Source organism: Candidatus Flexifilum breve (assembly GCF_016713355.1).
This window is the reverse complement of the sequence record NZ_JADJPI010000004.1, coordinates 421,774-447,595: the sequence shown is the minus strand read 5'-3', so window position 1 is coordinate 447,595 and position 25,822 is coordinate 421,774. Positions and strand designations below refer to the sequence as shown.

At 59.8% G+C, this 25,822-nt stretch carries 18 protein-coding genes and 3 rRNA genes; 11 read left to right on the top strand and 10 right to left on the bottom strand.

Going from position 1 to position 25,822, the window contains the following annotated elements; genetic code table 11:
* The first annotated feature begins 91 nt into the window (after window positions 1-91).
* The 3 genes from IPK17_RS02760 (at window position 92) to rrf (ending at window position 4,867) form a co-directional block, all read left to right on the top strand.
* Window positions 92-1,578: ribosomal RNA gene (locus IPK17_RS02760) — 16S ribosomal RNA — on the top strand.
* A 255-nt stretch (window positions 1,579-1,833) separates the two neighbouring features.
* Window positions 1,834-4,588, top strand: a 23S ribosomal RNA gene (locus IPK17_RS02755).
* 162 nt (window positions 4,589-4,750) lie between these two features.
* A 5S ribosomal RNA gene (gene rrf, locus IPK17_RS02750) occupies window positions 4,751-4,867 on the top strand.
* The 16S, 23S and 5S rRNA genes sit together here, the layout of an rRNA operon.
* 184 nt (window positions 4,868-5,051) lie before the next feature.
* Here rrf and IPK17_RS02745 read toward each other — a convergent pair.
* Genes IPK17_RS02745 through IPK17_RS02735 form a run of 3 tightly spaced genes read right to left on the bottom strand, consistent with a single transcriptional unit; the run spans window position 5,052 to window position 8,574 of the window.
* Window positions 5,052-5,948 carry a hypothetical protein gene (locus IPK17_RS02745; RefSeq protein ID WP_343416137.1) on the bottom strand — a complete coding sequence of 299 codons (897 nt, stop codon included), beginning with the start codon at window positions 5,946-5,948 and terminating at the stop codon, window positions 5,052-5,054.
* Window positions 5,945-6,424 carry a hypothetical protein gene (locus tag IPK17_RS02740; protein WP_343416136.1) on the bottom strand — a complete coding sequence of 160 codons (480 nt, stop codon included), beginning with the start codon at window positions 6,422-6,424 and terminating at the stop codon, window positions 5,945-5,947. The genes IPK17_RS02745 and IPK17_RS02740 overlap by 4 nt, the downstream gene beginning before the upstream one ends.
* A 44-nt stretch (window positions 6,425-6,468) precedes the next feature.
* Entirely contained in the window at window positions 6,469-8,574 is a 2,106-nt protein-coding gene (locus IPK17_RS02735) for a glycosyl hydrolase (RefSeq protein WP_343416135.1), read from the bottom strand.
* Between the two features lie 387 nt (window positions 8,575-8,961).
* On the opposite strand from IPK17_RS02735, the gene IPK17_RS02730 reads away from it, so the two are divergent.
* Both IPK17_RS02730 and IPK17_RS02725 read left to right on the top strand, forming a co-directional pair.
* Complete coding sequence (locus IPK17_RS02730) at window positions 8,962-9,777, top strand: phosphatidate cytidylyltransferase (RefSeq protein ID WP_343416134.1); 816 nt, start codon at window positions 8,962-8,964, stop codon at window positions 9,775-9,777.
* Window positions 9,778-9,858: 81 nt separating this feature from the next.
* Window positions 9,859-10,824: an acetylxylan esterase gene (locus IPK17_RS02725; protein WP_343416133.1), complete on the top strand. Its 966-nt coding sequence runs from the start codon at window positions 9,859-9,861 to the stop codon at window positions 10,822-10,824.
* A 53-nt stretch (window positions 10,825-10,877) separates the two neighbouring features.
* Here IPK17_RS02725 and IPK17_RS02720 read toward each other — a convergent pair whose 3' ends face one another.
* The gene (locus IPK17_RS02720; protein WP_343416132.1) at window positions 10,878-12,035 is read right to left on the bottom strand and encodes a beta-glucosidase; all 1,158 of its coding nucleotides are present in this window, start codon (window positions 12,033-12,035) and stop codon (window positions 10,878-10,880) included.
* Between the two features lie 296 nt (window positions 12,036-12,331).
* On the opposite strand from IPK17_RS02720, the gene IPK17_RS02715 reads away from it, so the two are divergent.
* Window positions 12,332-12,757, top strand: a complete 426-nt coding sequence (locus IPK17_RS02715; RefSeq protein ID WP_343416131.1) for a rhodanese-like domain-containing protein — start codon at window positions 12,332-12,334, stop codon at window positions 12,755-12,757.
* A 54-nt stretch (window positions 12,758-12,811) separates the two neighbouring features.
* On the opposite strand, the gene IPK17_RS02710 is transcribed toward IPK17_RS02715, so the two are convergent.
* The 6 genes from IPK17_RS02710 to IPK17_RS02685 form a co-directional block, all read right to left on the bottom strand.
* Window positions 12,812-14,047, bottom strand: a complete 1,236-nt coding sequence (locus IPK17_RS02710) for a M20 family metallo-hydrolase (RefSeq protein ID WP_343416130.1) — start codon at window positions 14,045-14,047, stop codon at window positions 12,812-12,814.
* Window positions 14,048-14,078: 31 nt separating this feature from the next.
* Window positions 14,079-15,146 (bottom strand): beta-propeller domain-containing protein, encoded by a 1,068-nt coding sequence (locus IPK17_RS02705; RefSeq protein WP_343416129.1) that lies wholly within the window; start codon window positions 15,144-15,146, stop codon window positions 14,079-14,081.
* Between the two features lie 77 nt (window positions 15,147-15,223).
* The gene (locus IPK17_RS02700; RefSeq protein WP_343416128.1) at window positions 15,224-16,648 is read right to left on the bottom strand and encodes an FAD-binding oxidoreductase; all 1,425 of its coding nucleotides are present in this window, start codon (window positions 16,646-16,648) and stop codon (window positions 15,224-15,226) included.
* Entirely contained in the window at window positions 16,642-17,532 is an 891-nt protein-coding gene (locus tag IPK17_RS02695) for a creatininase family protein (RefSeq protein WP_343416127.1), read from the bottom strand. Before IPK17_RS02695 ends, IPK17_RS02700 begins: the two co-directional genes overlap by 7 nt.
* A gap of 46 nt (window positions 17,533-17,578) precedes the next feature.
* Window positions 17,579-18,802, bottom strand: coding sequence for a Tm-1-like ATP-binding domain-containing protein (locus IPK17_RS02690; protein WP_343416126.1), 1,224 nt, complete (start codon window positions 18,800-18,802; stop codon window positions 17,579-17,581).
* 6 nt (window positions 18,803-18,808) lie between these two features.
* Window positions 18,809-19,693, bottom strand: a complete 885-nt coding sequence (locus tag IPK17_RS02685; RefSeq protein WP_287693382.1) for a sugar phosphate isomerase/epimerase family protein — start codon at window positions 19,691-19,693, stop codon at window positions 18,809-18,811.
* 453 nt (window positions 19,694-20,146) lie between these two features.
* Between IPK17_RS02685 and IPK17_RS02680 the strand changes: the two genes are divergently transcribed.
* From IPK17_RS02680 to IPK17_RS02660, 5 genes are all read left to right on the top strand, one after another.
* Entirely contained in the window at window positions 20,147-21,430 is a 1,284-nt protein-coding gene (locus IPK17_RS02680) for an ABC transporter substrate-binding protein (protein WP_502748399.1), read from the top strand.
* Window positions 21,431-21,516: 86 nt separating this feature from the next.
* Window positions 21,517-22,650 (top strand): carbohydrate ABC transporter permease, encoded by a 1,134-nt coding sequence (locus IPK17_RS02675; protein ID WP_287693380.1) that lies wholly within the window; start codon window positions 21,517-21,519, stop codon window positions 22,648-22,650.
* Between the two features lie 5 nt (window positions 22,651-22,655).
* The gene (locus tag IPK17_RS02670; protein WP_343416124.1) at window positions 22,656-23,651 is read left to right on the top strand and encodes a carbohydrate ABC transporter permease; all 996 of its coding nucleotides are present in this window, start codon (window positions 22,656-22,658) and stop codon (window positions 23,649-23,651) included.
* 1 nt (window position 23,652) lies between these two features.
* Window positions 23,653-24,741, top strand: coding sequence for an ABC transporter ATP-binding protein (locus tag IPK17_RS02665; RefSeq protein WP_343416123.1), 1,089 nt, complete (start codon window positions 23,653-23,655; stop codon window positions 24,739-24,741).
* On the top strand, window positions 24,738-25,787 hold the full coding sequence (locus tag IPK17_RS02660) for an ABC transporter ATP-binding protein (protein WP_343416122.1): 1,050 nt from the start codon (window positions 24,738-24,740) through the stop codon (window positions 25,785-25,787). The genes IPK17_RS02665 and IPK17_RS02660 overlap by 4 nt, the downstream gene beginning before the upstream one ends.
* The last annotated feature ends 35 nt before the right edge of the window (window positions 25,788-25,822 follow it).

The following is a 25,822-nucleotide window of genomic DNA, read 5'->3' as shown; positions in this document are numbered from 1 at the left end:
AGGCGTTTGATACTATATACATCCCTCGCGCTGAGCGAGACAGCACCTTAACAACAGAACTGTGAAGACGAAGAGATGAGCAAGTCAAACACTGACGGAGAGTTTGATCCTGGCTCAGGATGAACGCTGGCGGCGTGCTTAACACATGCAAGTCGAACGATCGCAAGATAGTGGCGCACGGGTGAGGAACACGTAGCTAACCTGCCTTTGGGTCTGGGATAACGTCGCGAAAGTGACGCTAAGACCGGATAAGCTCCCGGGTTGTAGAGACCAGAGAGAAAAGGGGCAAGACGCCTGAAGAGGGGCTGCGGCGCATCAGCTAGTTGGTGGGGTAAAGGCCTACCAAGGCAACGACGCGTAAGGGGTCTGAGAGGATGATCCCTCACACTGGGACTGAGACACGGCCCAGACTCCTACGGGAGGCAGCAGTGAGGAATATTGCACAATGGGGGCAACCCTGATGCAGCGACGCCGCGTGGGTGATGACGGCCTTCGGGTTGTAAAGCCCTTTTGCCATTGACGAGAACGGACGGTAGATGGCGAATAAGCCTCGGCTAACTACGTGCCAGCAGCCGCGGTAAAACGTAGGAGGCGAGCGTTATCCGGAGTTACTGGGCGTAAAGCGTGCGCAGGCGGTGCCATAAGTCAGGTGTGAAAGGTTCCGGCTCAACCGGGAAAACGCGCTTGAGACTGTGGGACTAGAGTGGGATAGAGGGACGTGGAATTCCGGGTGGAGCGGTGAAATGTGTAGAGATCCGGAGGAACACCAGAGGCGCAAGCGGCGTCCTGGGTCCCAACTGACGCTGAGGCACGAAAGCTTGGGGAGCGAACGGGATTAGAGACCCCGGTAGTCCAAGCCGTAAACGATGCAGACTCGGTGTCCACTCTCGCAAGGGAGGGGGCGCCACAGCTAACGCGATAAGTCTGCCGCCTGGGGAGTACGGTCGCAAGACTAAAACTCAAAGGAATTGACGGGGGGCCCGCACAAGCAGCGGAGCGTGTGGTTTAATTCGAGGCTACACGAAGAACCTTACCCGGGTTTGACATAGGCGTAGTAGCGAGCCGAAAGGTGAGCGACCGCAAGGAGCGTCTACAGGTGCTGCATGGCTGTCGTCAGCTCGTGTCGTGAGATGTTCGGTTAAGTCCGAAAACGAGCGCAACCCCCGGGGTCAGTTACACGTGTCTGGCCCGACTGCCTGCGAGAAGCAGGAGGAAGGTGGGGATGACGTCAAGTCAGCATGGCCTTTATATCCGGGGGCTACACACACGCTACAATGGTCGGTACAGTGGGTTGCGAGACCGCGAGGAGGAGCTAATCCCCAAAGCCGGTCCCAGTTCGGATTGCAGGCTGCAACTCGCCTGCATGAAGCTGGAGTTGCTAGTAACCGCGTATCAGCCACGGCGCGGTGAATACGTTCCCGGGCCTTGTACACACCGCCCGTCACGTCATGGGAGCTGGTCATGCCTGAAGTCGGAGAGCCAACCTTACGGGGGCAACCGCCGAAGGCAGGGCGGGTGACTGGGACGAAGTCGTAACAAGGTAGCTGTACCGGAAGGTGCGGCTGGATCACCTCCTTTCTGAGAAACAACGGGCTGACGCCGAGAGGCAAGGCCCAAAGCAAGACAATGACACGGAACACTCCGGTCAAAACGCGATTTGCTCCACCCTCTTCAATGAAGGATCTCTTCGTCTCACAGTTCTGTTGTTCAGGGCGCGGAAGCGCTCAGAGCGACTGGAAGCACCTTAACAACTTAATAACGCAAATGGGAAACGACGAATCAAGAGCAAGTCTTCGAAAGTAAGCGAGAGTATCCTCTTCTCCGTAACACAGGTTCAAAGCGGATAAGAGCATACGGGGGATGCCTTGGCGTCAAGTGCCGATGAAGGACGTGGTACACTGCGAAAAGCGTGGATGAGGCGTGTGCAGCCGTAATAATCCACGATGTCCGAATGGGGAAACCCGGCAGGCGTGAGCTTGTCACCCCGCGAGGGGAGGGAACCGGGCGAACTGAAACATCTCAGTAGCCCGAGGAAAAGAGAAGGATTCTGCGAGTAGTGGCGAGCGAAAGCGGAAGAGCCCAAACCAGCGCAAGCTGGGGTTGTAGGACCTCTATCAGCAACCGAAACTGAACCGAACGGCTTGGGAAAGCCGACCAGAGGGGGGGTGAGAGTCCCGTAGGTGAAGGGGACGGTTGTGGGGGGTATCCTGAGTACCACAAGGCACGCTAACCTGGTGGGAAGCTGGGACGACCACGTTCCAAGGCTAAATACACTTGACGACCGATAGCGCAAGAGTACAGTGATGGAAAGGTGAAAAGAACCCCGGCGAGGGAGTGAAAGAGATCTGAAACCGTATGCTTACAGACGGTCAGAGGGGGGTAACCCCTGATGGCGTGCCTATTGGAGAATGAGCCCGCGAGTCAATAGCTGTGGCCAGCTTAAGGGAGTGACACCCGGAGGCGAAGCGAAAGCGAGTCTGAATAGGGCGATTAGTGGCAGTTATTGGACACGAAACCAGACGAGCTAACCATGTGCAGGGTGAAAGTCCGGTGACACGGACGGGAGGCCCGAACTCACGTTTATTGCAAAAAACGGGGATGACATGTGGTTAGGGGTGAAATGCCAAACGAGTTTGGAGATAGCTTGTTCTCTCCGAAATAACTTTAGGGTTAGCGTGTGGTGATGACGACCGGAGGTAGAGCACTGAATGGGCTAGGGGCTGTGAGCTTACCGAACCCAATCAAACTGCGAATGCCGGTCGGTGAGCCATGCAGTCGGACGACTGGAGATGAGTTCAGCCGTCGAGAGGGAAAGAACCCAGACCCCGGCTAAGGTCCTGAAGTTGATGCTCAGTGGGAAACGATGTGGTCGTGTTGAGACAGCCAGGAGGTTGGCTTAGAAGCAGCCATCCTTGAAAGAGTGCGTAACAGCTCACTGGTCGAACGCGACTGCGCGGAAAATGGAACGGGGCTGTAAGCATGACACCGAAACCAGGGACTTGCGCAAGCAAGTGGTAGGAGACGTCCCCACAGCGGTGAAGTCGCACGGGCAACGTGCGGTGGAGTGGTGGGGAGTGAGAATGCGGGCATGAGTAGCGAGAACGTTGTGAGAACCAACGTCGCCGGTAGTCTAAGGTTTCCGACGGAAGGTCAGTCCACGTCGGGTGAGTCGAGCCTAAGCCGAGGCTGGAAAGCGTAGGCGATGGACAGCAGGTCAAAATTCCTGCACCAGTATGTGGAGCGAAGCAGCACATCGCTTGAAGGTAGCCGTTAGCGGGTGGATGTTAACGGATGCTGGAGAGGGGTCAAGAAAAGACTGCGGAGCGGTGAAGCATACTGACCGTACCCCAAACCGACACAGGTAGACGAGTAGAGGATACTAAGGCGAACGGGAGAACCTCTGTTAAGGAACTCGGCAAAATAGCCCTGTAACTTCGGGAGAAAGGGCGCCCCTGCAAGGGGGTCGCAGTGAAAGGGCTCTACCGACTGTTTACCAAAAACACAGGTCTGTGCTAACGCGCAAGCGGACGTATACGGGCTGACGCCTGCCCAGTGCCGGAAGGTTAAGAGGAGCGGTGCAAGCTGCGAATTGAAGCCCCGGTGAACGGCGGCCGTAACTATAACGGTCCTAAGGTAGCGAAATTCCTTGTCGGGTAAGTTCCGACCCGCACGAAAGGCGTAACGAGTGGAGCGCTGTCTCAACAGGGGACCCGGCGAAATTGAAGTACGTGTGAAGATGCGCGTGACCCGCAGCAGGACAAAAAGACCCCGTGGAGCTTTACTGTAGCCTGTCATTGCGTTAGGACTGCGTCTGTGTAGGATAGCTGGGAGACGGAGAAGTTGGGTCGCTAGGCTCGGTGGACTCAACGGTGAAATACCAGCCTGACGTGGTTTTGACCCTAACCCTTCGGGGGACAGTGGCAGGTGGGCAGTTTGACTGGGGCGGTCGCCTCCTAAAAGGTAACGGAGGCGTTCAAAGGTTGGCTCAGGCTGAATGGAAACCAGCCAGTGAGTGCAAAGGCACAAGCCAGCTTGACTGCGAGGCCAACGCGCCGAGCAGAGACGAAAGTCGGACTTAGTGATCCTACGACTCCGAGTGGAAGGGTCGTAGCTTACCGGATAAAAGCTACCCCGGGGATAACAGGCTAGTCTTGTCCAAGAGTTCACATCGACGACAAGGCTCGGCACCTCGATGTCGGCTCATCGCATCCTGGGGCTGGATAAGGTCCCAAGGGTTGGGCTGTTCGCCCATTAAAGCGGTACGTGAGCTGGGTTCAGACCGTCGTGAGACAGGTCGGTCTCTATCCGCTGTGGGCGTCGGGAGTTTGAGAGGATCTGCCCCTAGTACGAGAGGACCGGGGTGGACGGAGCGCTTGTGTGTCGGTTGTCGTGCCAACGGCACAGCCGAGTAGCAATCTCCGGAGCAGATAACCGCTGAAAGCATCTAAGTGGGAAACTGACCTCAAGATGAGACTCCCCATCGCGAAAGCGAGTAAGACCCCAGGTAGACGACCTGGTTGATAGGCGGGAGGTGGAAGCGCAGTAATGTGTGGAGCTGACCCGTACTAATGGTCGAGGGCTTTGAGTTCTGTGTTGCGGGGAAGAGAATACTCTGGCTGAGCTGGAGAAGCTGCGAATGATGAAGTCGAAACCCAGACAGCGCGATTGACCCTTCAAACGAGGGGGAGAGCGTGCTAGAATACGCGTTATTGAGTGAACAACAACTTGTGAATGAACGAGAAGTGTGTGTGTTGGTGGTTTGAGCGGTGAGGGTCCACCCGGCTCCATCCCGAACCCGGCAGTTAAGCTCACCAGCGCCGATGGTACTGCAAGGGCGACCTTGTGGGAGAGTAGGTCACTGCCAACCCACCCTTCTCGTTTTTCTATTCCCAAACTGACATGACCCGACGAACGGATAGCCAACAGCGTCCGTTTTTGATTCCCCTCTCCTTCAGAGCTTTGCTTCTTCCCAACAAATAAAGGACGCGGCACGCCGCGCCCTTCCAAGCAACTGCTAAAAGGGCAGGAGCTGTTTCCTGCTCAGAACTTCGCTACTGCGCGTTGAGCGCAACGTCGTCGATATGCCACTGGTTGACCGCTCCGGCATCAGTTGTGCCTTGCTGCCACAGGAAGCGGACATTCACGCGGGGCTGACCAGCGAAAGCGGACAGATCTATCCCAACGGTTGTCCATGCATCTGACGGCGTGACCGTTGTGATCTGCTGCCAGTTGACTCCATCGACAGACGCTTCGATCCAACCGAGCGAGTTAGGCGCTTGCAGCCACGACTGGAAGGTCAGCGTCGGGCGCGAGGCTGCCGTAAAATCAAACGGGATGAGCCATGTGAGCGTATCCGAGCTGTTATCCGGCGTAATCGTCTGCCAGAAGTAGCCGATGGCTGCATTCGCGTCGTCGTGGACGAGCTGCCAGCCGCCCGCCGTCATCCAGTTCGATGTCCCTGCCTCCATATGATCTGCGCCCAACGCCCCTGAAGCCACTGGAGCAATCGGCGCGGCTGGGACGACAGGTTCGACAGGCGCGAGCGTTGGCGCGGCTGTCGGCACGATAGCCGCTGGGTCGACTGGCAAACTGGTAGCCACGACGGGCGCTGGCTGCTGCACGGACGCGCCAATCACGATAGCATCGATGATGATGTGTGCGCCGTTGACCGGCAGAACCCGCAGCGTGTGAATGCTCGGCGTCAGGCCATCTAGACTCAGCGCCAAACCAAACGTATCTGTCGCGCTGTTCGTATTGACTTGCTGGACGATTTGCCCGTCAATTTCGAGCGCTAATTCGCCCGTGCCGCTGTTGCCCGCGTACACCACACTGATCGCGCTACCTTCAAAGACCACTGTGAGGCTGTCATCTGTGCTGCTGCTCATCAGCGCGGTCCCGCCGCTGAAGCTGCCGCTACTCGCCAGCGACCAGCCCGCCGTCTTGATCACCGACGCGTGATCGGATTCGTAGTCCCCGCCGTCAAACTGAGCGGAGCGACCACGGCGACCGGGAGATTTGTATCAGCAGTTGGCAGAACTTCCACCGACTGCGCGGCCAAAGCGTGCCCCTGCGGCTGATTCTCGCTGCCCGCGACCAACGGTTGAGCGGCAGCGGTCCCGCCACTGAGCACAAGCGGCACAATCGCATCAATCGCCACAGCGCTGCTGGCGGGGAGAATGCGTAGTGTGTGCGGCGCGTTCGCCAGCCCATCGATGCGCGCCCGGGCGTTGAAATACACCTCTCCATCGGCGGCGGTCGTCGTGACGGTGCGCACCACCTGCCCGTCGATTTCAATATTGAACGTGCCAAACGATCCGCTCACATACACGACTTCTACACCGACACCGGCAAAGGTCGCGGTCAGGTTATCGTTCGCCCGGGTATTGATAACATAGCTGCTGCCGCTGGCGTTGGCTGCGCTCACGCTGACCCAGCCGACCGACCGAATGACACTCGGGTTATCGGACTCTAGGATCGTGCCGACCTGCGGCGTTCCGGGGGTGGTGGTCGGCGGAATGACGGTGGGCGGGACGAGCGTGGGCAGGCTGGTGGGGACGGCGGTCGTGGGATCAGCGTGGGCGTGTTGGTCGGGACCACTGTTGTTGGGAACGCGCGTGGCGTATTTGTGGGAATGGCTGTGGTTGGCTGGCGTGTGGGCGTGTTGGTCGGAACTGCCGTAGGCGGCGTCGGCCCAGTGACGGACTGACCATGAACGCCGGCGGCTAGATTCTGGGTGACTTCCGCCTGTGTCAGCGCGCGGTTGTACAGCGCGATGAGGTGCACTTCGCCAAACCACGATGCACTGCCGCTCAACTCGTTGCCAATATTGAGGTAGAGTACGGTGTTCCAGTTGTCGAGCGTCCCTGCGAGCGTCGCTGTCGACTGCACCACACCGTTGACATACAGGTTCGTGACTCCGTCGGCGCTGTGCGTGATGACGATGTGCTGAAGGCTCGCGGCGGCCGTATTCGTCGGCGCCATAAACTGTGTGCCGTTGCCATCCGTGCCTGTGCTTGTCCGCATGCGGCCTTCATACTGCGTGCCGAACTGCGCCAGCGAGAGGTTGCGCCGCGCCGTGTCGTTGGACATCGAGAAGATGCGTGCCCCGTTCATGCTGGTGTTCGCGGGTTTCACCCACGCTTCCAGCGTGACGGCGTCGCTCTGTATGAGGCTGCTGTAGAGGCGAGCTGGAGCGCTGCCGCTGGTGATGTTGACGTCGCGGAACAGCTCCAAACCGCCGCCGGGCAACCAGCGCGTGTTGGCTGGATAGCTGATATTCAGGTTGATGGCGGTGCCCGCGCCCGAGGTATCGCGCACGATGCTGCCCGTTCCTTCATTGAAAGTGTACAAGGCTTGGATGCCGCTCGTCACTCGCGTGCCGGGGGCGGCGACTGGCGCCTGCGTGGCGGCGGGGAGGGCGTTCGTGGGGGCGAGCGTAGTTGCGGTGCGGGTCGGCGTGTTAGTGCGGACAGTGGTAGGCGCGAGCGTCGTCGCCGTGATTGGCGCCGTGGTCGGCATACTTGACCAGCGGGGCAGGTCACTGCGCGTGATCACCCACGAGTCATTCATGAACGTGCTTTGACCCTGATAGCGGCTGTAGCCCATTTGCCACACGTATTCCCACGCTTGCACGAGGAAAATGCGTGGGTAGGACGCCTTGATGTCCCGGATCAGGTTGCCCCAATTGTAGTTGGTGGTATCCCAGCCCGCGCCCGTGGCCGGGATCGGGCCAAACTCAAACAGGCCGATGGGCTTGCCAGTGGCGACAAGCTGATCGTATTCGCCCGCTGAGTTGATTTGCAGTGGGTTTTCCGTCACACCGGAGTATTCGTCGAGCCCGACCATGTCAACGACGTCGTTACCGGGATAGTTAGCAGTGGCATTCATACCCGTATTGGGCGAGTACACCCAGAGCAGATTATCTAGGCCTTTGACGCGCGTGAAATAGTCGAACATGTGCCGCCACAGCGCGGTGAAATCTGCCGGGCTTTGGCCGCCCCACCAGAACCATGTGCCGTTGAGTTCATGCAGTGGACGCCACATGACCACCACGCCGCGATCTTCCAGAATCTGAAGATTAGCGGCGAGGTTATCGAGCATGCCGATCCAGTTGGTGTAGGCCGAGGACCCGGGCGTCGTCAGCGCGAGCACACTGCGCCGATCCCATTGGTCGGCAGTATCCCGGTTCGCCCAATCGGTCGACGATCCGCCCGTCCACGGGTTGCGGAAATGGCAGGATAACGTGACGAGATTGCCCGCGTTCCACATATCGGTGAGGTAGCGCACAACTTCGCCCATACCCGCGGGCGTGGCACAGTCCATGCCGGTGATCGCTGGCCACTGCCCAGTCAGGTTGTAGACGGCCTGCATCTGCTGCAGGGCGGTATTATAGGTTGTGCCGTCACCATAGCTGCCGAACTGCCCGCTGATGACGCGGTTGTCAGTGCGGCTGGTGAGCCCGTAGGCATAGTTGAGAATCGCGCGGGCGGTCGCGTTGGCGTTGGGATTCGCCGGGGAAGGGCTGGCGTTTTGGGCTTGCGTGACGACAATGGCGGTGCAGACAGCAATGAGCAAAGCCAGCCGGAGCAATGAAACTTGAGACCTGAGCATAGTCCTACCGTTCTCCTGAGGCTCTATCTGGTTCAGTGGGCGGCGGGTAAGAGCGATGACACGACGAAGAAAAATTAATGGAACCTGAAGATAGAATAGTCAACAGCGTTGGTGAAAATGAGAAATTTACGATTTTCATCAACCGTTTCAATGTAATCGCAATACTGTGGTATGATAATTGAGAAATGGTTGTGAAATACCAACGTAGGCCGTTATTTAAGTACTAGTGTCTCTGCGCGGTCTTAGGTACAATATGGAGGATAATTACCCCGTTCGGCGGAAAAAATGGGCGATTCCTCTACAGACGCAGCACCCTTAACGAACCAGTCGACCTTCGCGATTGGGCGCTTAATGACCCGAAATCTCCTTATTCGACTCCTCACAGGTTTCTTGTTATTCCCGGTCGCGTTGGCGGCGCTGTTCTACGGGGGGACGGCGTTCACCATTCTGATCATGGTCATTCTTTTGATCGCGACGCTCGAAGTCAATAATCTGGCCGCCCACAAACATGTACGTTTCTCAACGATCACCAGCGTCATCATTGTCACAGTCGTCGGGTTGATGCGCCCGCTCTTTGGCGGCAGTATCCCTCTTGTGTGGATCAGCGCGGCTTTCGGACTTGGGCTGCTGTTCGTGTTGGCCTATGCCGCAGGTGAGCGGCAGCATCGCCTGCGGGATGCGCTCGTGTCGGTGATCGGCACGACGTACCTCGCGCTCGGCGCGTATTTTTCGCTTTACATTCGTGACCTCCCCGCGGGTTTCATCCTGTGGCTGCTGATGTTCATCGGCGCGTTTGGGATGGACACGTTCTCGTATATTGGCGGACGGTTGTTCGGGCGGCACCGGCTGGCCCCCGCGATTTCGCCGGGGAAGACGGTCGAAGGGGCGGTGATCGGCGGCCTGTGCGCCATTGTGATCGCAGTTGCGCTGCTTATTTCGACGAACACGCTGATTCCGGTGCTGATCGCCGTGACGATTGCCATGCCCTTTGCCGATCTCGCGGGCGATCTGCTCGAGTCCTATGTCAAACGCCTGTACGGGGCGAAAGACTCAAATATCCCGTGGCTCAATGTATTCCCCGGGCACGGCGGCGTGTTTGATCGCATTGACGGCATGCTTATGGTCGTCATGATCACCATGCTGTTCCTCGCGCTTGCCGGACTCTAGAGCATGATCGCGCTGCTTCCCAACTGCGCTTTGTCCCACCTGTATCTACGCAACTTTTCCTAACCAGCAGGAGCCCAGACCATGCCGATGTTTGACTTTCCCCTTGAGCAGTTGCAGGTTTACTGCCCGCCGCGCGATGAGCCCGCCGACTTTGATCAATTCTGGGCGGGGACGCTGGCCGAGGCCCGCCAGCATCCGCTTAACGCGCGCTTTGAACGCGTCGATGTCGGGTTGGCGATGCTCGACACTTACGACGTCACCTACAACGGGTATGGTGGGCAGCCGATCAAGGGGTGGTTCATTGTACCGCGTGGTGCTACAGCGCCGCTGCCGTGCGTGGTCGAATTTATCGGCTATGGCGGTGGGCGTGGTCATCTGTTTGACTGGTTGTTCTGGGCGAATCTCGGTTACGCGCATTTCGTCATGGATACGCGCGGGCAGGGGAGCGCATGGCGCAATGGCGATACGCCCGATCCCGAAGGCAGCGACACGGCCTATCCCGGCTTCATGACGCGTGGGGTGCTCAACCCGAACACCTATTACTATCGCCGCGTGTTCACTGATGCGGCGCGCGCGGTGGAAGCGGCGCGGTCGCATGCGTCCGTCGATGCCATGCGGATTGCGCTGACGGGCGGCAGTCAAGGTGGGGGTATTACGCTGGCGGCGGCGGCGCTCGACGGCAACGTGTCCGCTGCGCTGCCGGATGTCCCGTTCCTGTGCCATTACCGCACCGCCGTCGAACTGGTCGACACGCATCCCTACGGCGAGATCGCGCTGTTCCTCAAGACGCACCGCGACAAGGTGGATCGCGTCTTCAAAACGCTGTCGTACTTCGACGGCCTCAATTTCGCGGCGCGTGCCCAATGCCCGGCGCAGTTCTCCGTTGGCTTGATGGATACGATCTGCCCACCGCGCACCGTCTATGCGGCCTACAATCACTACGCGGGCAGCAAAGAGATGCTGATCTGGCAGTTCAATAATCACGAAGGCGGCGGCACGTACCAGTGGGTTGAAAAAGCGCGCTTCCTCAAGCAGTTGTGGGGGTAGCTTCATACCGCGGTTTTATTCAGCGGGGCGTTCACAAGGATCGCCCCGCTGCTTTAGGTCGATGCCTTTGCGAGCTGCGTGCTATCCGGGAGGATATGGTCGGATAGGGTGTGCAGCGCCCGCTGCAGCTGGAGTTCTTCGGCGTAGGGCTGGCACAGCTCGCGTTCACCCGCGTCATCGCAGTAATCCCATAACCCATTATGACAGTGCCGCTCATCGTCCCAGCCGGGGTGATTGAGGATCGGGTAGAGGCACAGCCCCTCCAGCGGAATCCCTTCCTGCAGGAGCGCGCGTGCTTCGCCAGCCATATAGCGCAGCCAGCGCGGGCGCAGACCATCTTCTGCGCCCGTCTCCGCGATGAACAGGGGACGCCCATAGCGGATGAACACCTCGCGCGCGAGATCGCGAAACGGGCGGTAATACGGGCTGCCTAGAGGGATCATCCCGCCTTCGTTGTGAAACCACTGATTATTCGAGTAGTAGTTGAGGCCGAGGATGTCCAGATACTTGAGATCGCCGCCGATCTGCGGCGCGATGCGCCCCGCGATCAAGTCCCAGCCCTGGAATTGTGCCAAGCGGTGCCCTTCGGCGTCGTCGAAGTCTTCCGGATGCTCGGGATGGTGGGCGATGTGAATCACCGGGTCGACGTGTACAATGCGCGCTTGAGGCAGACTTTCCCAAACAGCTTCCGTCGCTTCGATGGCGGCGCGCGCCAACTGCATTTTGAGTTCGAACCCACGTTCGGTCGCAAACGGGTTCAAATAGCCGACATCCCCGCCACCCCACGCATGAAATGAGATCTCATTGACCGGACACAAGAACGCCACTTGATCCGTGGTTTCCCGGTAGACTCGGGCAAACGCGCGCGCCATTCCCGCAAAGCGACGTACGAATTCGGGCGTGAACGGATCGAGATCATCAGGGTAACCATAGTGCAGCATATCCCAGATGATTTGCATGTTGAGGTCGCGTGCCGCCTCCAGCATGGGGCGGATGCTCGCGAAATCGTATTGGTACGGGCGCGGTTCAATCAAATGCCAGCGCAGGCCGCTGCGCGCCGTGTAGATACCTTGCGCTTGCAGGCGCGCATAATCTGCCCGCACATGGGTATCGTGATGCGTAGCGGCGATCACGTCCAACCGCTTACCTGATCGCAGGCGATGCGTCGAACACTCAAACCCGCCCATATAGAAACTGCGAAACAGCGGCATACCGCTTCCCCATATCGTCAGACACATCGTCATAAAATAGACGGTTTGTGCGCCCGAGAAAACGGGTCAGTTGGCCACTTCAGCTACAATGCCAGGGGGCGCAAGCGATGCTGACGTGTACCGCGTTTTGGCTGGGTTGCACCTACATCCGAATCTTTGCCGATTTCGCCCTTATCGTAAGAAGTCCGTACGCTAAGCTCTCTATTCTAGTATGAGGCAGTGGCATGACGTGAACACCCGGTGAGAGTCTGCCTCCCTCGCACTTAGACCTCGCACTCCGCTTGAAGGGAATTTCCGTGAAGAAAAGTAATCAACAGCAGCCCGGTCGTAATCGACTATTTCTTTCTGCCGCTTTGGTGGTGGTCGTGGCCGTTGTCGTCGGGGTGATCCTCCTGACGCAGAACCAAAGCGCGACCACGGGCAGCGTGATCAGCCCGCAGGACTACCAGTCGCGTTTCGCCAGCGCCGATCACGTATTGGTCGATGTGCGCACGCCGGAGGAATTCGCCAGCGGCCATATCGCCGGGGCGGTGAACATTCCGCTTGACACGATCAGCACGCGCCTGTCGGAGATCCCGCAGGATCGCGATGTAGTGTTGTACTGCCGGAGCGGCAACCGCTCGAATCAGGCCTGGAACCTGCTCAATGGGGAAGGGTACAGCCGCATCTATGATCTCGGCGGGGTGATCGCGTGGCAGGCCGCGGGGCTGCCGTTGGAGTAAAGATTGGCGAATCGGGATACGGAGGGGCGCACGGCCGTGCGCCCCTACCGTCAGCTAACTCTGGGCCGCCAGCCACTTCATGGTCTTGGTCGCCAGCTTATCGAGCGCCTCGACCGATAGTGCGAGATGTTCCTCTTTGGTATCTTCTTCTTTGGCATGTGACAGCCCGCGCAGACTCTGCACGAACAGCATAATGGTTGGCACGCCGGCGCGCGCGACTTCTGCCGCGTCGTGGAGCGGACCGCTCGGCAAGCGATGCACCACGCCCGCCGTCTCCTGAATGGCCTCGTGCGCCATCTCAATCAATTCCGGGTGGAAGAGGATCGGGTGAATCTGCCAGATGCGCCGCCATTCGACGGTGACATTCTCCTCAGCGGCGAACTTTTCGCTCGCATCTTTGGCTTCCTGCAGCATCTTCGCCAGCGCCTCGGCGTTCAAGTGGCGCTGATCCAGCGTGATATCACATTGGCCGACGACCGCCGTCACAATGCCCGGCTTGGTGGTCACGCTGCCGACTGTGCACACGCCGCCGTTGCGCTTGGCGATCTCGCGGATTTCCAGCGAGAGTTTCGCCGCCGCGCCGAGCGCGTCGCGCCGTTGATCCATCGGCGTTGAGCCAGCGTGTGCCGACTGTCCGGTGAAACGGATTGCGTGGCGTTCGACGCCGAATGTCCCCAGCACCACACCGAGCGGTAAACCCATTTTTTCGAGCACGGGGCCCTGCTCAATATGCAGCTCGAGATAGGCGACGGCGTTCTGCAATTGGCGCTGCGCCTGTTTCGCGTGGTCGAGGTCAAGGTCGAAGCGGGCAATCGCGTCGCTCAGCTTGATGCCATCACGGTCGACGAGACTGCGCAGGTCATCCGGGTTCATCGTGCCGGAAGCGGCACTCGATCCGAACAGGCTGCGCCCGAAGCGCGCGCCTTCTTCGTCCGCCCAGTCGACGAGGCGCACGGTGACGGGCGGCGTGCCTTCTTCCGCGATGCGGCGCAGCACTTCCAGCCCGGCGACCACATTCAGGCAACCATCCAGCCACCCACCGTTTGGCACGGAGTCAATGTGCCCGCCGATGAGCATGCACTTGTCCGACGCGCCGCGCAGCGTAATCCATGTGTTGCCCGCTTCATCCCATTCATATTCGACGGGCAGGCCCGCCAGCTTCGACTTTAGCCAGTCACGCGCTTTGACCCAGGTATCGGTAAAGGCGACGCGCTGCGCTCCGTCGTCGTTGCCGGTGAGCGCGCGCAGTTCTTTAAGTTCAGCAATCGTGCGTTGGGGGTTAAGTGTCATCTTCTTCCTCGCTTTTCGCTTCGAGAATAACTTAATTTTCGCTGGCGTACCAACCGACAAACCGCGCGGTGTCGTCGAGGGCTGTCACCAGATGCAGGTCACTCCCATCTGCCTTGATCATGTACATCGCTGTGTCACCATTGCGCTGCGAGATGAACGCGATTTCGTCGCCCATCGGTGACCACAGCGGCTGCCAGCCCGCCTCGACCACACGCTGAAAGTCTGCGCCTGCGGCATTCATGCGATAGATGCCGCCGCCGTCGGCGCGATTCGACACAAACACGATCTGGCTGCCGTCAGGTGACCAGGTCGGCTGGAAATCGTTGTCCAGATGCTGCGTTAGGTTTTGCAGGCGGCGCGAGGGGAGGTCGAGCAGATAGATTTCCGTGTTGCGGTCACGGCTGGAGTCGAAGGCGATGCGCGTGCCGTCGGGCGACCATGACAGCTCGCTCGATGGGGTGAGTTCGGAGATGCCTTCACTAGAGCCGCCGCTGGCGCTGATGAGATGGACGCCCGCGTCCTGCGCGCCCGACCAGAAGCGCACGGCCAACTGCTGACCATCCGGTGACCAGAGCGGACGATCGTAGGGCAGCAGCGCGTTCTGCTCGGTGATGATCCGCGATTCACCGGTGTCGAGGTCGCGAATCGCCAGATGCCAGCTTTGAAAGCGGATGCTCAGACGTGTGTCGTTCGTGGCCCAGTAGGCAAGCTGCCGTCCATCCGGCGACAGCGCCGCCAGTCGCTCGGCGGTTTCCGTGCCCGTGCTGTACAGCACGCCGCGTCGGGCATCAACCACTTGAATAGTTAAGCGCCCGTGGTCAGAGGTTTGAAAGACGGCCCGCAGCCCATCGCGGGAGGCGTGCGGTACTTCAATCACGGGTGCACTTGGCGGTTCGATCAACGGCGTTTGCACGCGGCGCTGGGTGTCGATCACATACAACGCTTGCCCCTGTGTTCCGCGCATCCATACGATCATGGCGGCGGGTGGCGCTTGCGTGCGGAGCAGAATCAGCAGACTGCCGGTGCTGATGAGCGCGGCACACGCCACGACGAGCGCTCCGCGCAGAAACAGGGCAGGGAATGAGAAATGAGTTTTCACGGTAGGGACGCGCTCAATCGCTTTCGAATTGATGCCAGAGACGGCGTCCCTACGACTGTACTGTCACCGCTCACACGTTACAAGCCCAGTTTCCCCGGACACAAGATGTTGTTCGGGTCAAGCGCTGCTTTGATTTGTCTAAGCGTCGCCATGCCGCCATCGCCGTATTGCGCGGGCATGTATGGGGCGAGCCGGAGGCCGACGCCATGATGGTCATTGATGACCGCGCCCGCATCGAGCGCCGCCTCAACGCCCGCTTTGAAAATCGCGTCGTGCAGCGCCTTGGCCTCTTCCAGCTTGGCGGGGCCGGTCGGCACTTTCATGCGCGCATAGATCATTGAGCCCCATTCATACCAGTGCGAGAAGTGCGGGTTCAGCGACAGGTTGAATTCGGGTGGGCAGGCCGCGCGGATCGCCGTCGTCGTCGCATCGTACACGGCCTCGATATGCTCGAAGTCGGCCACCACGTCGATCGTGCCCCAGATGCTGGGCAGTTCGGGCGCGTAGGGTGGGTAGTAGAACACATAGCGCCGATCCCACCACAACGCGCCAATCGCCGGGTCGAGTTCCGTGCCACCGAGTTCGCGGCACACGTCACCGCCGATTTTAGCTTCCAGATCGACCAGTTCCGGATATTCGCCGTCATACATCATGACCATGGTCGGCGCATTGAGCGGCGTCTCGACCGCGCGCGCCAGACTGTGGGAGGCCGCATGGGTATCGTACAGACGCAGCACGGGCGGTTTGAGCCCGGTCGTCATGATGCGCCGCCCCGCTTCGACCCCGTCCGCGAGATTGGCGAAGGCGTACACGCCGAAGGCGCGGCGTTTGGGCACAAGGTGCAGCTTGACGGTCGCGGCGGTCACGATACCGAATACGCCTTCCGCGCCGACCAATAGCTGCGTCAGCTCCGGCCCGGCGGCGTGCCGCGGCACATTCGGCGTGTTGACGATTTCGCCCGTCGGCGTGACCCACTCGATACTCAGCACATGTTCTTCGATTTTGCCGTACTTGGTTGAGAGTACGCCTGATCCGCGCGCGGCGATGCTCCCGCCGATGGTCGCCCATTCCGCCGAAGCAGGGTAGTGGGTGAACGAGAGCCCGCGTTCGTTGAGCATGGCCTCGAAGTCGCGGCAGGCGAGCCCCGCTTCGACCACGCAGGTCAGTGATTTGGTGTCAATGGCGCGGACACGCTGCATCCCACGCAAATCGAGCACAATGCCGCCTTGATCGGCGTTGGCCGCGCCCTGCACGCCGCTGCCGCCGCCCCATGGGGTGATCGGTACGCGCAGTTCATTGGCGAGGCGCACAATCGCGGCGACCTGTTCAGTGCGCGCCGGACGCACGGCGATCTGCGGTCGGCTGATCGATTGCCCCGCGCCGGTCGCCGCGACGGCGTACCACCATTGATCGTTGGCGTAGTGAATGCGCGCTTCAGACTCCGGTATAACGTTCGCCTCGCCGACAATAGCGGCCAGTTGACTGTGCAGATCGGCTACCATCCCCACGATTTTCCTTCCGTAAAGTCGCGGTTCTTGACCTGTACGTCGACTTTTTCCAGTTCGGCGACCGCGTCGATCAGATGCTGCGAGAAGCGCGAGAAGGCGATTTCGCCTTTTTCGGCAGTCCCGCGGTGCGGGTTGCCCATCACGCCCGAATCGGTGAATTCCTCGTGTTCAAACGGGAAATTGAAGTACTGGTAGCCCTGAAATTCGGCGTCGGGCATGCCATCTTTTTTCGCCCAGGCTTCGCCGAGCCATTTCGGGCTATGCGCCTTGTCGACCACCGCGCGATCCAGCCGCACGAGGTCGGGGTTGTGCGCGAGGCACTGCGAAGTTTCCAACTCGCCAGCGTGCCAGCCGGGGGTCTCCTCGACCGGGCCTTCGAGTACGTCTTTCAGCATGCCGATGTAGCGTTCGGCATAGGGCTTGTAGTAGGCGATCAGCGCGCCCGTCTCGTTGCGCAGTTTGCGCAGCACCGGGTCGATGACTTTGACGTTCGAGCCGTGCCCGTTGACGAAGATCAGGCGGTTGAAGCCGTGGTGAATCAGGCTGCGGCCCACGTCGTAAATCATGTTGAGGTACGTGTCTGCGCGCAGCGTGATGGTCCCCGCCCCCCAACCGGGCGAGCGCATGTGCTGCGGCGAATAGCCCATCCAGATGGTCGGCGTGTACAGGATGCCTGCCTCTTCGCCGGCGCGCTGCGCGACTTCGGTTGCGGTGATGGTGTCGCAGTACAGCGGCAGGTGCGGCCCGTGTTGTTCGAGACTCGCTTTCGGAATCAGAATCGTATCGGAATGTTTCAAATACTGTTGAATATCAACGTAGCTCAGGTCACCCATGCAGAATGACGGGAAACCGAGCGACTTGGTCGTTCTTTCAGCCATCGTAAAAATCCTTTCTTACCGGACGCTTGGCGTCCGTTGGCCAATATTAGGTGCGCAGCAAGTTTTTGAGGGCATCGAATGTAGCGTCGGCGAAGCGATCTTCGTTGATGTGCGCGTCGACTTCGGTGTACTGAATGCCGGGTTTCAGCCCGTTTTTGAGCAAATCCCAGCACGTCTGGTTGAGCTCGGGCTGCCAGAACGCGCCGCCGTCGATATCCATGACCGATCCGCCGCGCAGGGGAACGAGCACCTGCACTTGGCCCGTTGCCGCGTTAATCTTGCTCAGCAGGTGTTCAGTCGCGCGGATCTGCTCGTCGGCGGTGAGGCGCACGAGCGTGAACTCCGGGTTGTGATAGTAGGTCGGTCGATCACGCAGTGTTTCCGGCACTTCGTGCTTCGCTCCAAAGACGATGAAGTCGAGGCAGCCGGGGACGATCAACTGGGTGACCCCTGTCTCCGCCGCCGCATCCATGCGCGTCGCTCCGCCGTTGTGGAAACCGCCCGCGATGTACGCGGCGATTTCGCTCAGCGTATAATCGAGCACGGCGGCGAAATACCCCTGCCGTATCAACTCATCCATCGCCACGCCGCCCACCCCATTCGCATGAAAGATCACGAAGTCGTAGCCTTCCGCCTCGACTTTGGGGCGCACACGCATGAGCGGTTTGGTCGTGTTGCCGAGCATCGTCGCCGCAATGGCGGGTTTATCCGCCTTGATGGGAGCGCGAGTCGCGTAGGCGTGCGCCATCCCGGTGATCGCCGCGGCGGCGCTGTCAAAGACGGCGCGGCTGATCGGGTTCAGACCGAGAATGTCGACGATAGAATGCATGACGAGGACATCTTTGGTGCCGACAAACGGCGCGAATTTGCGCTGACCGGAGGCAATCGGCGAGACGATCAGCTTGGGGAAGCCGACGGGCAGCACTTTCATCGCCGCCGCGGCGAGTACCGAGCCTTCTGCGCCACCCAAGGCCGCGACGCCGTGAATACGCCCCGCGTGGAACAGATCGAGCGTGATCGCCCGGACACCCTTGAGCATCTCCTCAACGGCTTTCCCGCGCGACCCGGCGGTGCGCAGCGCGTCAATCGTCGACCCGGCAGCTTCTGCGACGGCGCGGCGGTTGAAATCCGCTTCAATCCCAACCGCCTCACCGAGAATGCCCGAATCGAGCACCAGCGCGTCACACCCCAACGCCTGCACGCGCTCCCGCAGATACGCCGTCTCCGGTCCCTTTGTATCGAGCGTACCGATCAGCAGAACCGTGGCCATCAGCCGTTACGCACCGCAAGCGCGTAGATGGCGGATGCTGTTCTCGACGTGCTTGGTATACGCGGCGTCGCTCATCAGGTCGCTGCCGTGGTCGCGGATGAACTTGAGTTCTGCTTCGCTGGCTTCCGTTCCGGCGGCTTCGGCGGCTTCGGCGAGCGGCGAACGGTCGAACGGCACGACGAATTCCACCGTCAGTGGCCCGTTGGCGTAGCCCGCATCCTTCAGCGTCTGGATCAACTTCTTCCAGTCCCAGTTGCCTTCGCCCGGCGGGCGGCGGTTGTTGTCGGCGACGTGGAAGTCGACGAGCCATTTGCCCGACTTCATAATCGCGTCATACGGATCGGCTTCTTCGATGTTGATGTGGAACGCATCCAGCGCGATGCCGACGTTCGGCTCGCCGACATCCTGCGCCAGCTTGATCGCCTGATCGTGGCGGTTGAGGAAGTTGGTCTCAAAGCGATTGAGCGGTTCTAACGCGATACGAATGCCGTACTGCGCGGCGTGTTTGGCGCACTTACGTACATTTTCGACTGCCCATTCCCATTCTTGTTCCGGGGTAGAGCGGGGCGTCACGCGCCCGACTTCGTTCGGCACGAGCGTAAACATGTTGCCGCCCAGCGCGCCGACCATGTCGAGGCATTCGTTGACGTAAGCGACGCTCATCTCACGGTAGTACGGGTCCTGATGGATGAGATCGCGTCCGGCGATCATGATACTGACCGAGCCGAAGCACTTCAGGTTGTGGTCGTCAAGCTGCTTGCGAACTGCTTTCCAGTCATATTTGCGCGGTTCGCCCATGATTTGGATGCCGTCGTAGCCCAAGCGGCTGAGGCGCTGAATGGTGACTTCAATCGGTTCCGGGCGCATCCAGTTGTGCATACAAACGTACATGAAAATTCTCTCCTCAAAACCATAATTCAAAGCGTGGAATGTAAGTCAACGACGGACAGCACCGTGAGTCGGCAGTGGGGCGTTCGCTCAATTTCTTACCCCCTGCTACCGCCTAAGCTAGGCGTATCTGTCGCTGTTGTGTAAATTATAATTCATATTTGACAGCTTTCGCAAAGTTATGTTATTGTTGCTTGTGTAAAGTCGCTTTCTTCTCGATAAGTTTCATACGTTCCGGATAATGATTTCACTTTCTTTTGTCTCTCCAGACCTAACACATCAGGTATCCTGTCTGCGTGCCGACTAAGATTCGGGAGCAGCGGTCCGAGCACATCAGGCGTAAGGGGTGAACGAGAAGTCTGTGCAGGTTTCTCGACTCGAAAAGGTATCAACTTTAGTATTCACTTAAGGAGATTACTCGTGTTAAAGAAACTCTTGCTGGTAGCGGTGCTCTTGATGGTGGTGACAGGTGTTTCGGTGAGCGCGCAAGGCGTGACCGAAATCAACATCTGGTGGGCAGAATGGGATCCCGCCAACTATTTGCAGCAGATTGGCAACAACTACGAAGCCGAAACGGGCATCAAGGTCAATGTCGTGACGACGCCGTGGTCAAGCTACTTGGACCGCGTGTCGACTGAATGGGCGGCGCAGGGTACGGCCTACGACATGATCGTCGGCGACAGCCAGTGGTTGGGGCAGGCCGCGACTGAAGGCCACTATGTCGACATGACCGAATTCCTGAACAGCAACGGCATCACCGAAACGGTGACCCCGGCGACCCTCCAGTACTACGGCGAATACCCGGCGGGCAGCGGCACGTTCTATGCCTATCCGACCGAAGGTGATGCCAATGGTTGGGCGTACCGCAAGGATCTGTTCGAAGACGCCGACAACATGGCCGCGTTTGAAGCCACCTATGGCCGTCCGCTCGCCGTCCCGACGACGTGGGACGAACTGCGCGATATCGCCGAATTCTTCACCCGCCCGGACGAAGGTCTGTACGGCGTGGCCGTCTATACCCAGCTTGAAGGCGACGCCATCACGATGGGCTTCCAGAACCCGTTCTTCTCCTACGGTGGCGACTGGTACGATGAAACCTTCAACACGCTCGGCGTGGTGAACTCAGATGCCTCGGTTGCGGCGCTCGAACTGTACAAGGATCTGTACTCATTCGCGCCTCCCGGAACGAACAATGCGTTCTTCCAGGAAATGAACGATGCCTTCGTGAATGGCCAGGCGGCGATGATTATGAACTACTTCGCCTTCTTCCCGGCGCTTGCCAACCAGAACATCAACCCCTATGCGGAATCGACCGGCTACTTCGCGATGCCGGCTGGCCCCGATGGCGAACGCTTCGCGGCGCTCGGCGGTCAGGGTATCAGCGTTAACAACTACATCAGCGACGAACGTAAGCAGGCCGCGTTCGACTTCATCACGTGGTTCGCTTCGGAAGAAGTCCAGCAGGCGTGGGCGGCACTCGGTGGTTACACCTGCAACATCGCCGTGCTCGAATCGCCGGAATTCCTCGAAGTCGCGCCGTACAATGCCGCGTTCGCCGAAACCATGACCTTCGTCAAGGACTTCACGAACATTCCGGTCTACGGGCAGCTCCTCGAAATCTCGCAGCGTTATCTCAACGCGTACGTCGTCGGTGGTCAGGGCACGGCGCAGGAAGCCCTCGACAACATGGCGGCGGAGATGGACGAAGTGCTGGTCGAAGCTGGCTACATCTCCGAATAAATCATATTCAGTCGGGGCGATCAAGGTGGTCGCCCCGACACCATCCATCGGCGAACTTCCGCATCTCCGTTCCATGAGGTGATTTTGTGGCTCAAGTCAGCACGGCTCAACCCGCAGAGGCGACGCCTCGTCCAGCGGCACGGCGTCACCTGAGTGATCGGCGGATCGTCCAGCTCTTCATTCTCCCGACGATCATCCTGCTCATTCTGATGAATATATTCCCTTTGATCTACAGCTTATTTTTGTCTTTCACCGAATACTCTGTCATTTCCTCCGACCCGCCCGTATGGGTGGGGCTGGAAAACTACACCAACATCCTCAACGACCCGCAGTTCTGGCACTATTTCGGCGTGACGGGCACGTACGCGCTGATCTCGGTGGCGCTCCAGACGCTGGTCGGCTTCGGGTTGGCGATGCTCCTGCGGACGAAGTTCACGGGCAGCGGAGTGGTGACGACGCTGATCCTCGTGCCGATGATGCTCTCGCCGATTGTCGTGGCCGTCTTCTGGCGGCTGATCTTCAACCCCTCCTACGGCATTTTCAACTATATCTTTGGCTTTCTCACGCTGCTGCTGCCCGCGCTCATCGGCGTGATTCTGGTGCTGCTGCTCTGGCGTGTGGTGCCAAGGCTCATCGGCGAGTCGTCCGCGCGCTACGGCCGCATCGCGCTGCTGATCCTGATCCCGGTCGCGGCGCACCTCTTCTGGCGCTTCGTGCTCAATCAGGACCAGACCTACGGCGATTTCTTCGCCCGGGTGACAGCGATTGAAACCGGGCCAGAATGGTTGGCGGAACCCGTGCTGGCGATGTGGGCGATCATCATCGTCGATGTGTGGATGTGGAGCCCGTTCGTCATGCTGCTGTGCCTCGCGGGTTTGAGCGCCATTCCTGAATACTTGTATGAAGCCGCGGCGATTGACCGCGCCAGCGGTTGGTTCCAGTTCCGGCGCATCACGCTGCCGCAGGTCATGCCGCTGCTGTTGATCGCCGTGCTGTTCCGCACCATCGAGGCGTTCAAGCAGTTCGACCTCGTCATGGGCTTGACGGGCGGTGGCCCCGGCGATGTGACGCGCACGGTCAGCGTGCAGTTGTATCAACTGGCGTTTCAGGGACAGTTCAATACCGGGCAGTCGTCCGCACTGGCCTACATCGTGCTTGTCATCATCATCGCCGTGAGCAACCTGTACATTCGCGCGCTCAACCGCGCCCGGGAAGGGTGATCGCCATGACGACGACTTATACCCCCACAACGCCTGTCAACTACTCAACGCGCGTCGATAAGGTGGGGCGCGGCCAGCGCATCAGCGTGACCGTGCGCGCCATCATCGCCGTGTTGATCGCACTGCTGATGCTTGTCCCGGTGATCTGGATGGGCATGACGGCGTTCAAAACGCGCCCCGATGCGGTGTCCGCGCCGCCCGTGTTGTTCTTTCAGCCGAGTCTCGAAGGCTTCATCAGCCTATTGACCGAGCGCCGCCAGATGACCCAGGCGGAGATTGCCGAGGCCGAAACGCGCCGCGACGAGATGGACTGGGCGAATCAGATCGCGCTGCTGCGCGGTCAGACGATCATCGGCACGAGCGCCTTTCCGCGCCAGCTTGTCAACTCGCTGATCATTGCGGGTGCATCGACGTTTTTCTCGGTCGGCTTCGGCGTGCTCTCGGCCTATGCCTTCAGCCGCTTCAACATCCCCGGCAAAGACGACCTGCTCTTTTTCATCCTCAGCCAGCGCATGCTGCCCGCCGTCGTCGTGACCATCCCGATCTTCCTGATGTACAAAGAGGTTGGTCTGTACGATACGCACTTCGGCATGGTGCTGCTCTATACCAGCTTCAACTTGTCGTTCTCGGTGTGGCTGCTCAAGGGCTTCATCGACGAAATCCCGAAGGAATACGAGGAAGCCGCGTTGGTCGATGGCTACACCCGTTTGCAGGCGTTCCGCAAGATCGTGCTGCCACAGGCGATCACGGGCATTGCCGCGACGACCGTGTTCTCGCTGATTTTCTCGTGGAACGAGTACGCGTTCGCGCTCATGCTCACGTCGGACGTCGCGCGGACTGCACCGCCGAGCATCCCGCTTGTGCTCGGGACGGGCGGCATCGAATGGGCGGCGATTGCGGCGGGGTCGCTGGCCTTCCTGATCCCGGTGGTGATCGTGACCTTCGTGCTGCGCAAACATTTGCTGCGCGGTGTCACCTTCGGCGCAATCCGCAAGGGCTAACATGGCAACCATTCAACTGCAAAACGTAGAGAAAAAATTCGGCGAGAGCTACGCCGTCAAACCGCTCAACATGACCATCAACAGCGGCGAATTCATCGTGCTGTTGGGACCGTCGGGCTGCGGTAAGACGACCACGCTGCGCATGATCTCCGGTCTGGAAGCGGTGACGAGCGGCAACATCCTGTTCGATGGGCGCGACGTGACGTGGCTGCACCCGAGCGAACGGGATATCGCCTTCGTGTTCCAGTTTTTCGCGCTGTACTCGCACATGACCGCGCGCGAAAATATCGCCTTTCCGCTGCAAGCGGCTGGTTTGAATGGCACGGACATCAAGAAACAGGTGGGGAGCGTCGCCCGCTTACTCAAAATCGAGCACATTCTCGACCAGCGCCCCGGCTCACTGAGCGGCGGCGATCAACAGCGTGTGGCGCTGGCGCGCGCGCTCGTGCGCAAGCCTGCCGCCTTCCTCATGGATGAACCGCTCGGCGCGTTGGACGCGGAATTCCGCGAATCGATGCGCGCCGAGATCAAGAAGCTGCATCTCGACCAAGGCGCGACGACCGCCTACGTCACCCACGATCAGGTCGAGGCGATGGCGATGGGCGACCGCATCGTGATCATGTCGAATGCGGTGGTGCAGCAGATCGGCACGCCGAGCGAAGTGTATCACGACCCATCCAACCTGTTCGTGGCGCGCTTCATCGGCAGCCCCGGCATGAACCTGATCAGCGGCGATTACCGACAAGGCGTGATCACGCTGCCCGGCGAAAACAACTATCGCGTGCCGGATCAGTGGCGCGGCACGCTGGAGAAACATCTCCCCGCCAGCGGCAAAGCGATCCTCGGCTTTCGTCCGGAGGCGGTGCGCGTGAGTTCGGATGGTCAATTGCACTCGAACGTGTACGCCAGCGATTTGCACGGCGGCTATTCGATGCTGCACCTCGAAATCGCGGACGGCGTGATTGTGCATGCGCGGGCAGGGCGCGGACTGGATTATCCTATCGGCACACCGCTGCGCTTTGACATCGACCCGGCGATGGTGCGCTTTTTCAACCCGGAAACGGAAGCGGCGCTGAGGGTAATCCCATGAGCGACATTCGGCTGGAAAACATCACGAAGCAGTTCGGCGACACGGTCGCGCTGGATGACATCAGCTTGCAGATCAAAGACCGCGAGTTCTTCGTGCTGCTCGGCCCGACGGGCGCGGGCAAAACCACGACCCTGCGCGTCATTGCCGGGTTGGAGAAGCAGAACGCGGGCAGCGTGTACTTCGACGGGGAGAACATCAACGAGCTGACCCCCGCCGACCGCGACACGGCGTTCGTGTTTCAGCAGTACTCGCTCTACCCAAACATGTCGGTCTACGACAACCTGGCGTTCCCGCTGCGGTCGCCGCTGCGCAAGACGCCGGAAGATGAAATCCGCCAGCGTGTGCTGGAAGCCGCCGAAAAGCTGCGCATCATGCACTTGATCGAGCGCAAGACGGCCAAGCTCTCGGGTGGTGAGATGCAGCGCGTGTCCATCGGGCGCGCGATTGTGCGCAGCCCGCGCATCTTCCTGATGGATGAGCCGCTCTCCAACCTCGACGCCAAGCTGCGCGAATCGCTGCGCGTCGAACTCAAGCATCTGCAAAAGACGCAAGGCAGCACCACGCTGTTCGTCACGCACGACCAGATCGAGGCGCTGACGATGGCGGATCGCATCGCCGTGCTGGACGCGGGCAAGATTCTGCAAGTCGGGACGCCACACGACATCTACGACCGTCCGGCGACGACGTTTGTCGCCCAGTTGGTCGGCACGCCGAAGATCAATTTGCTGCCCGCCCGGCGGGAAAACGGATCGCTCAATATTGTGCAGAGCGCGCTCTCCGTCCCCACGCCGACCGAGGCAACGCCCGCCGAAGTGCTGGTCGGCATTCGCCCGGAAGACGTGAAACCCGGCAGCGGCGATTATCGCGGCAAGCTGGTGCTGACCGAACCGCTTGGCGTGGAGACGATCCTGCACCTGCAGTCCGGTGAGCAATTGCTGACCAGTGTCGTCCCCGGCACAGTGAACTATCGCCTGGGGGATGAACTGCCGTTCACATTGGCGCGGGAACGCCTGCATTTCTTTGATGTGGATGGAGCACGTTTATAAAACCTCATCCCCACCCCCTCTCCTAGAGGAGAGGG

What these genes read in the sequence shown, in the direction of transcription:
- IPK17_RS02730 (WP_343416134.1), top strand. Translation starts at nt 8,962, where the DNA reads ATGACCCGAAATCTCCTTATTCGACTCCTCACAGGTTTCTTGTTATTC.
- IPK17_RS02725 (WP_343416133.1), top strand. Translation starts at nt 9,859, where the DNA reads ATGCCGATGTTTGACTTTCCCCTTGAGCAGTTGCAGGTTTACTGCCCG.
- IPK17_RS02720 (WP_343416132.1), bottom strand. Translation starts at nt 12,035, where the DNA reads ATGCCGCTGTTTCGCAGTTTCTATATGGGCGGGTTTGAGTGTTCGACG.
- IPK17_RS02710 (WP_343416130.1), bottom strand. Translation starts at nt 14,047, where the DNA reads ATGACACTTAACCCCCAACGCACGATTGCTGAACTTAAAGAACTGCGC.
- IPK17_RS02700 (WP_343416128.1), bottom strand. Translation starts at nt 16,648, where the DNA reads ATGGTAGCCGATCTGCACAGTCAACTGGCCGCTATTGTCGGCGAGGCG.
- IPK17_RS02695 (WP_343416127.1), bottom strand. Translation starts at nt 17,532, where the DNA reads ATGGCTGAAAGAACGACCAAGTCGCTCGGTTTCCCGTCATTCTGCATG.
- IPK17_RS02690 (WP_343416126.1), bottom strand. Translation starts at nt 18,802, where the DNA reads ATGGCCACGGTTCTGCTGATCGGTACGCTCGATACAAAGGGACCGGAG.
- IPK17_RS02685 (WP_287693382.1), bottom strand. Translation starts at nt 19,693, where the DNA reads ATGTACGTTTGTATGCACAACTGGATGCGCCCGGAACCGATTGAAGTC.
- IPK17_RS02680 (WP_502748399.1), top strand. Translation starts at nt 20,147, where the DNA reads ATGGTGGTGACAGGTGTTTCGGTGAGCGCGCAAGGCGTGACCGAAATC.
- IPK17_RS02670 (WP_343416124.1), top strand. Translation starts at nt 22,656, where the DNA reads ATGACGACGACTTATACCCCCACAACGCCTGTCAACTACTCAACGCGC.
- IPK17_RS02665 (WP_343416123.1), top strand. Translation starts at nt 23,653, where the DNA reads ATGGCAACCATTCAACTGCAAAACGTAGAGAAAAAATTCGGCGAGAGC.
- IPK17_RS02660 (WP_343416122.1), top strand. Translation starts at nt 24,738, where the DNA reads ATGAGCGACATTCGGCTGGAAAACATCACGAAGCAGTTCGGCGACACG.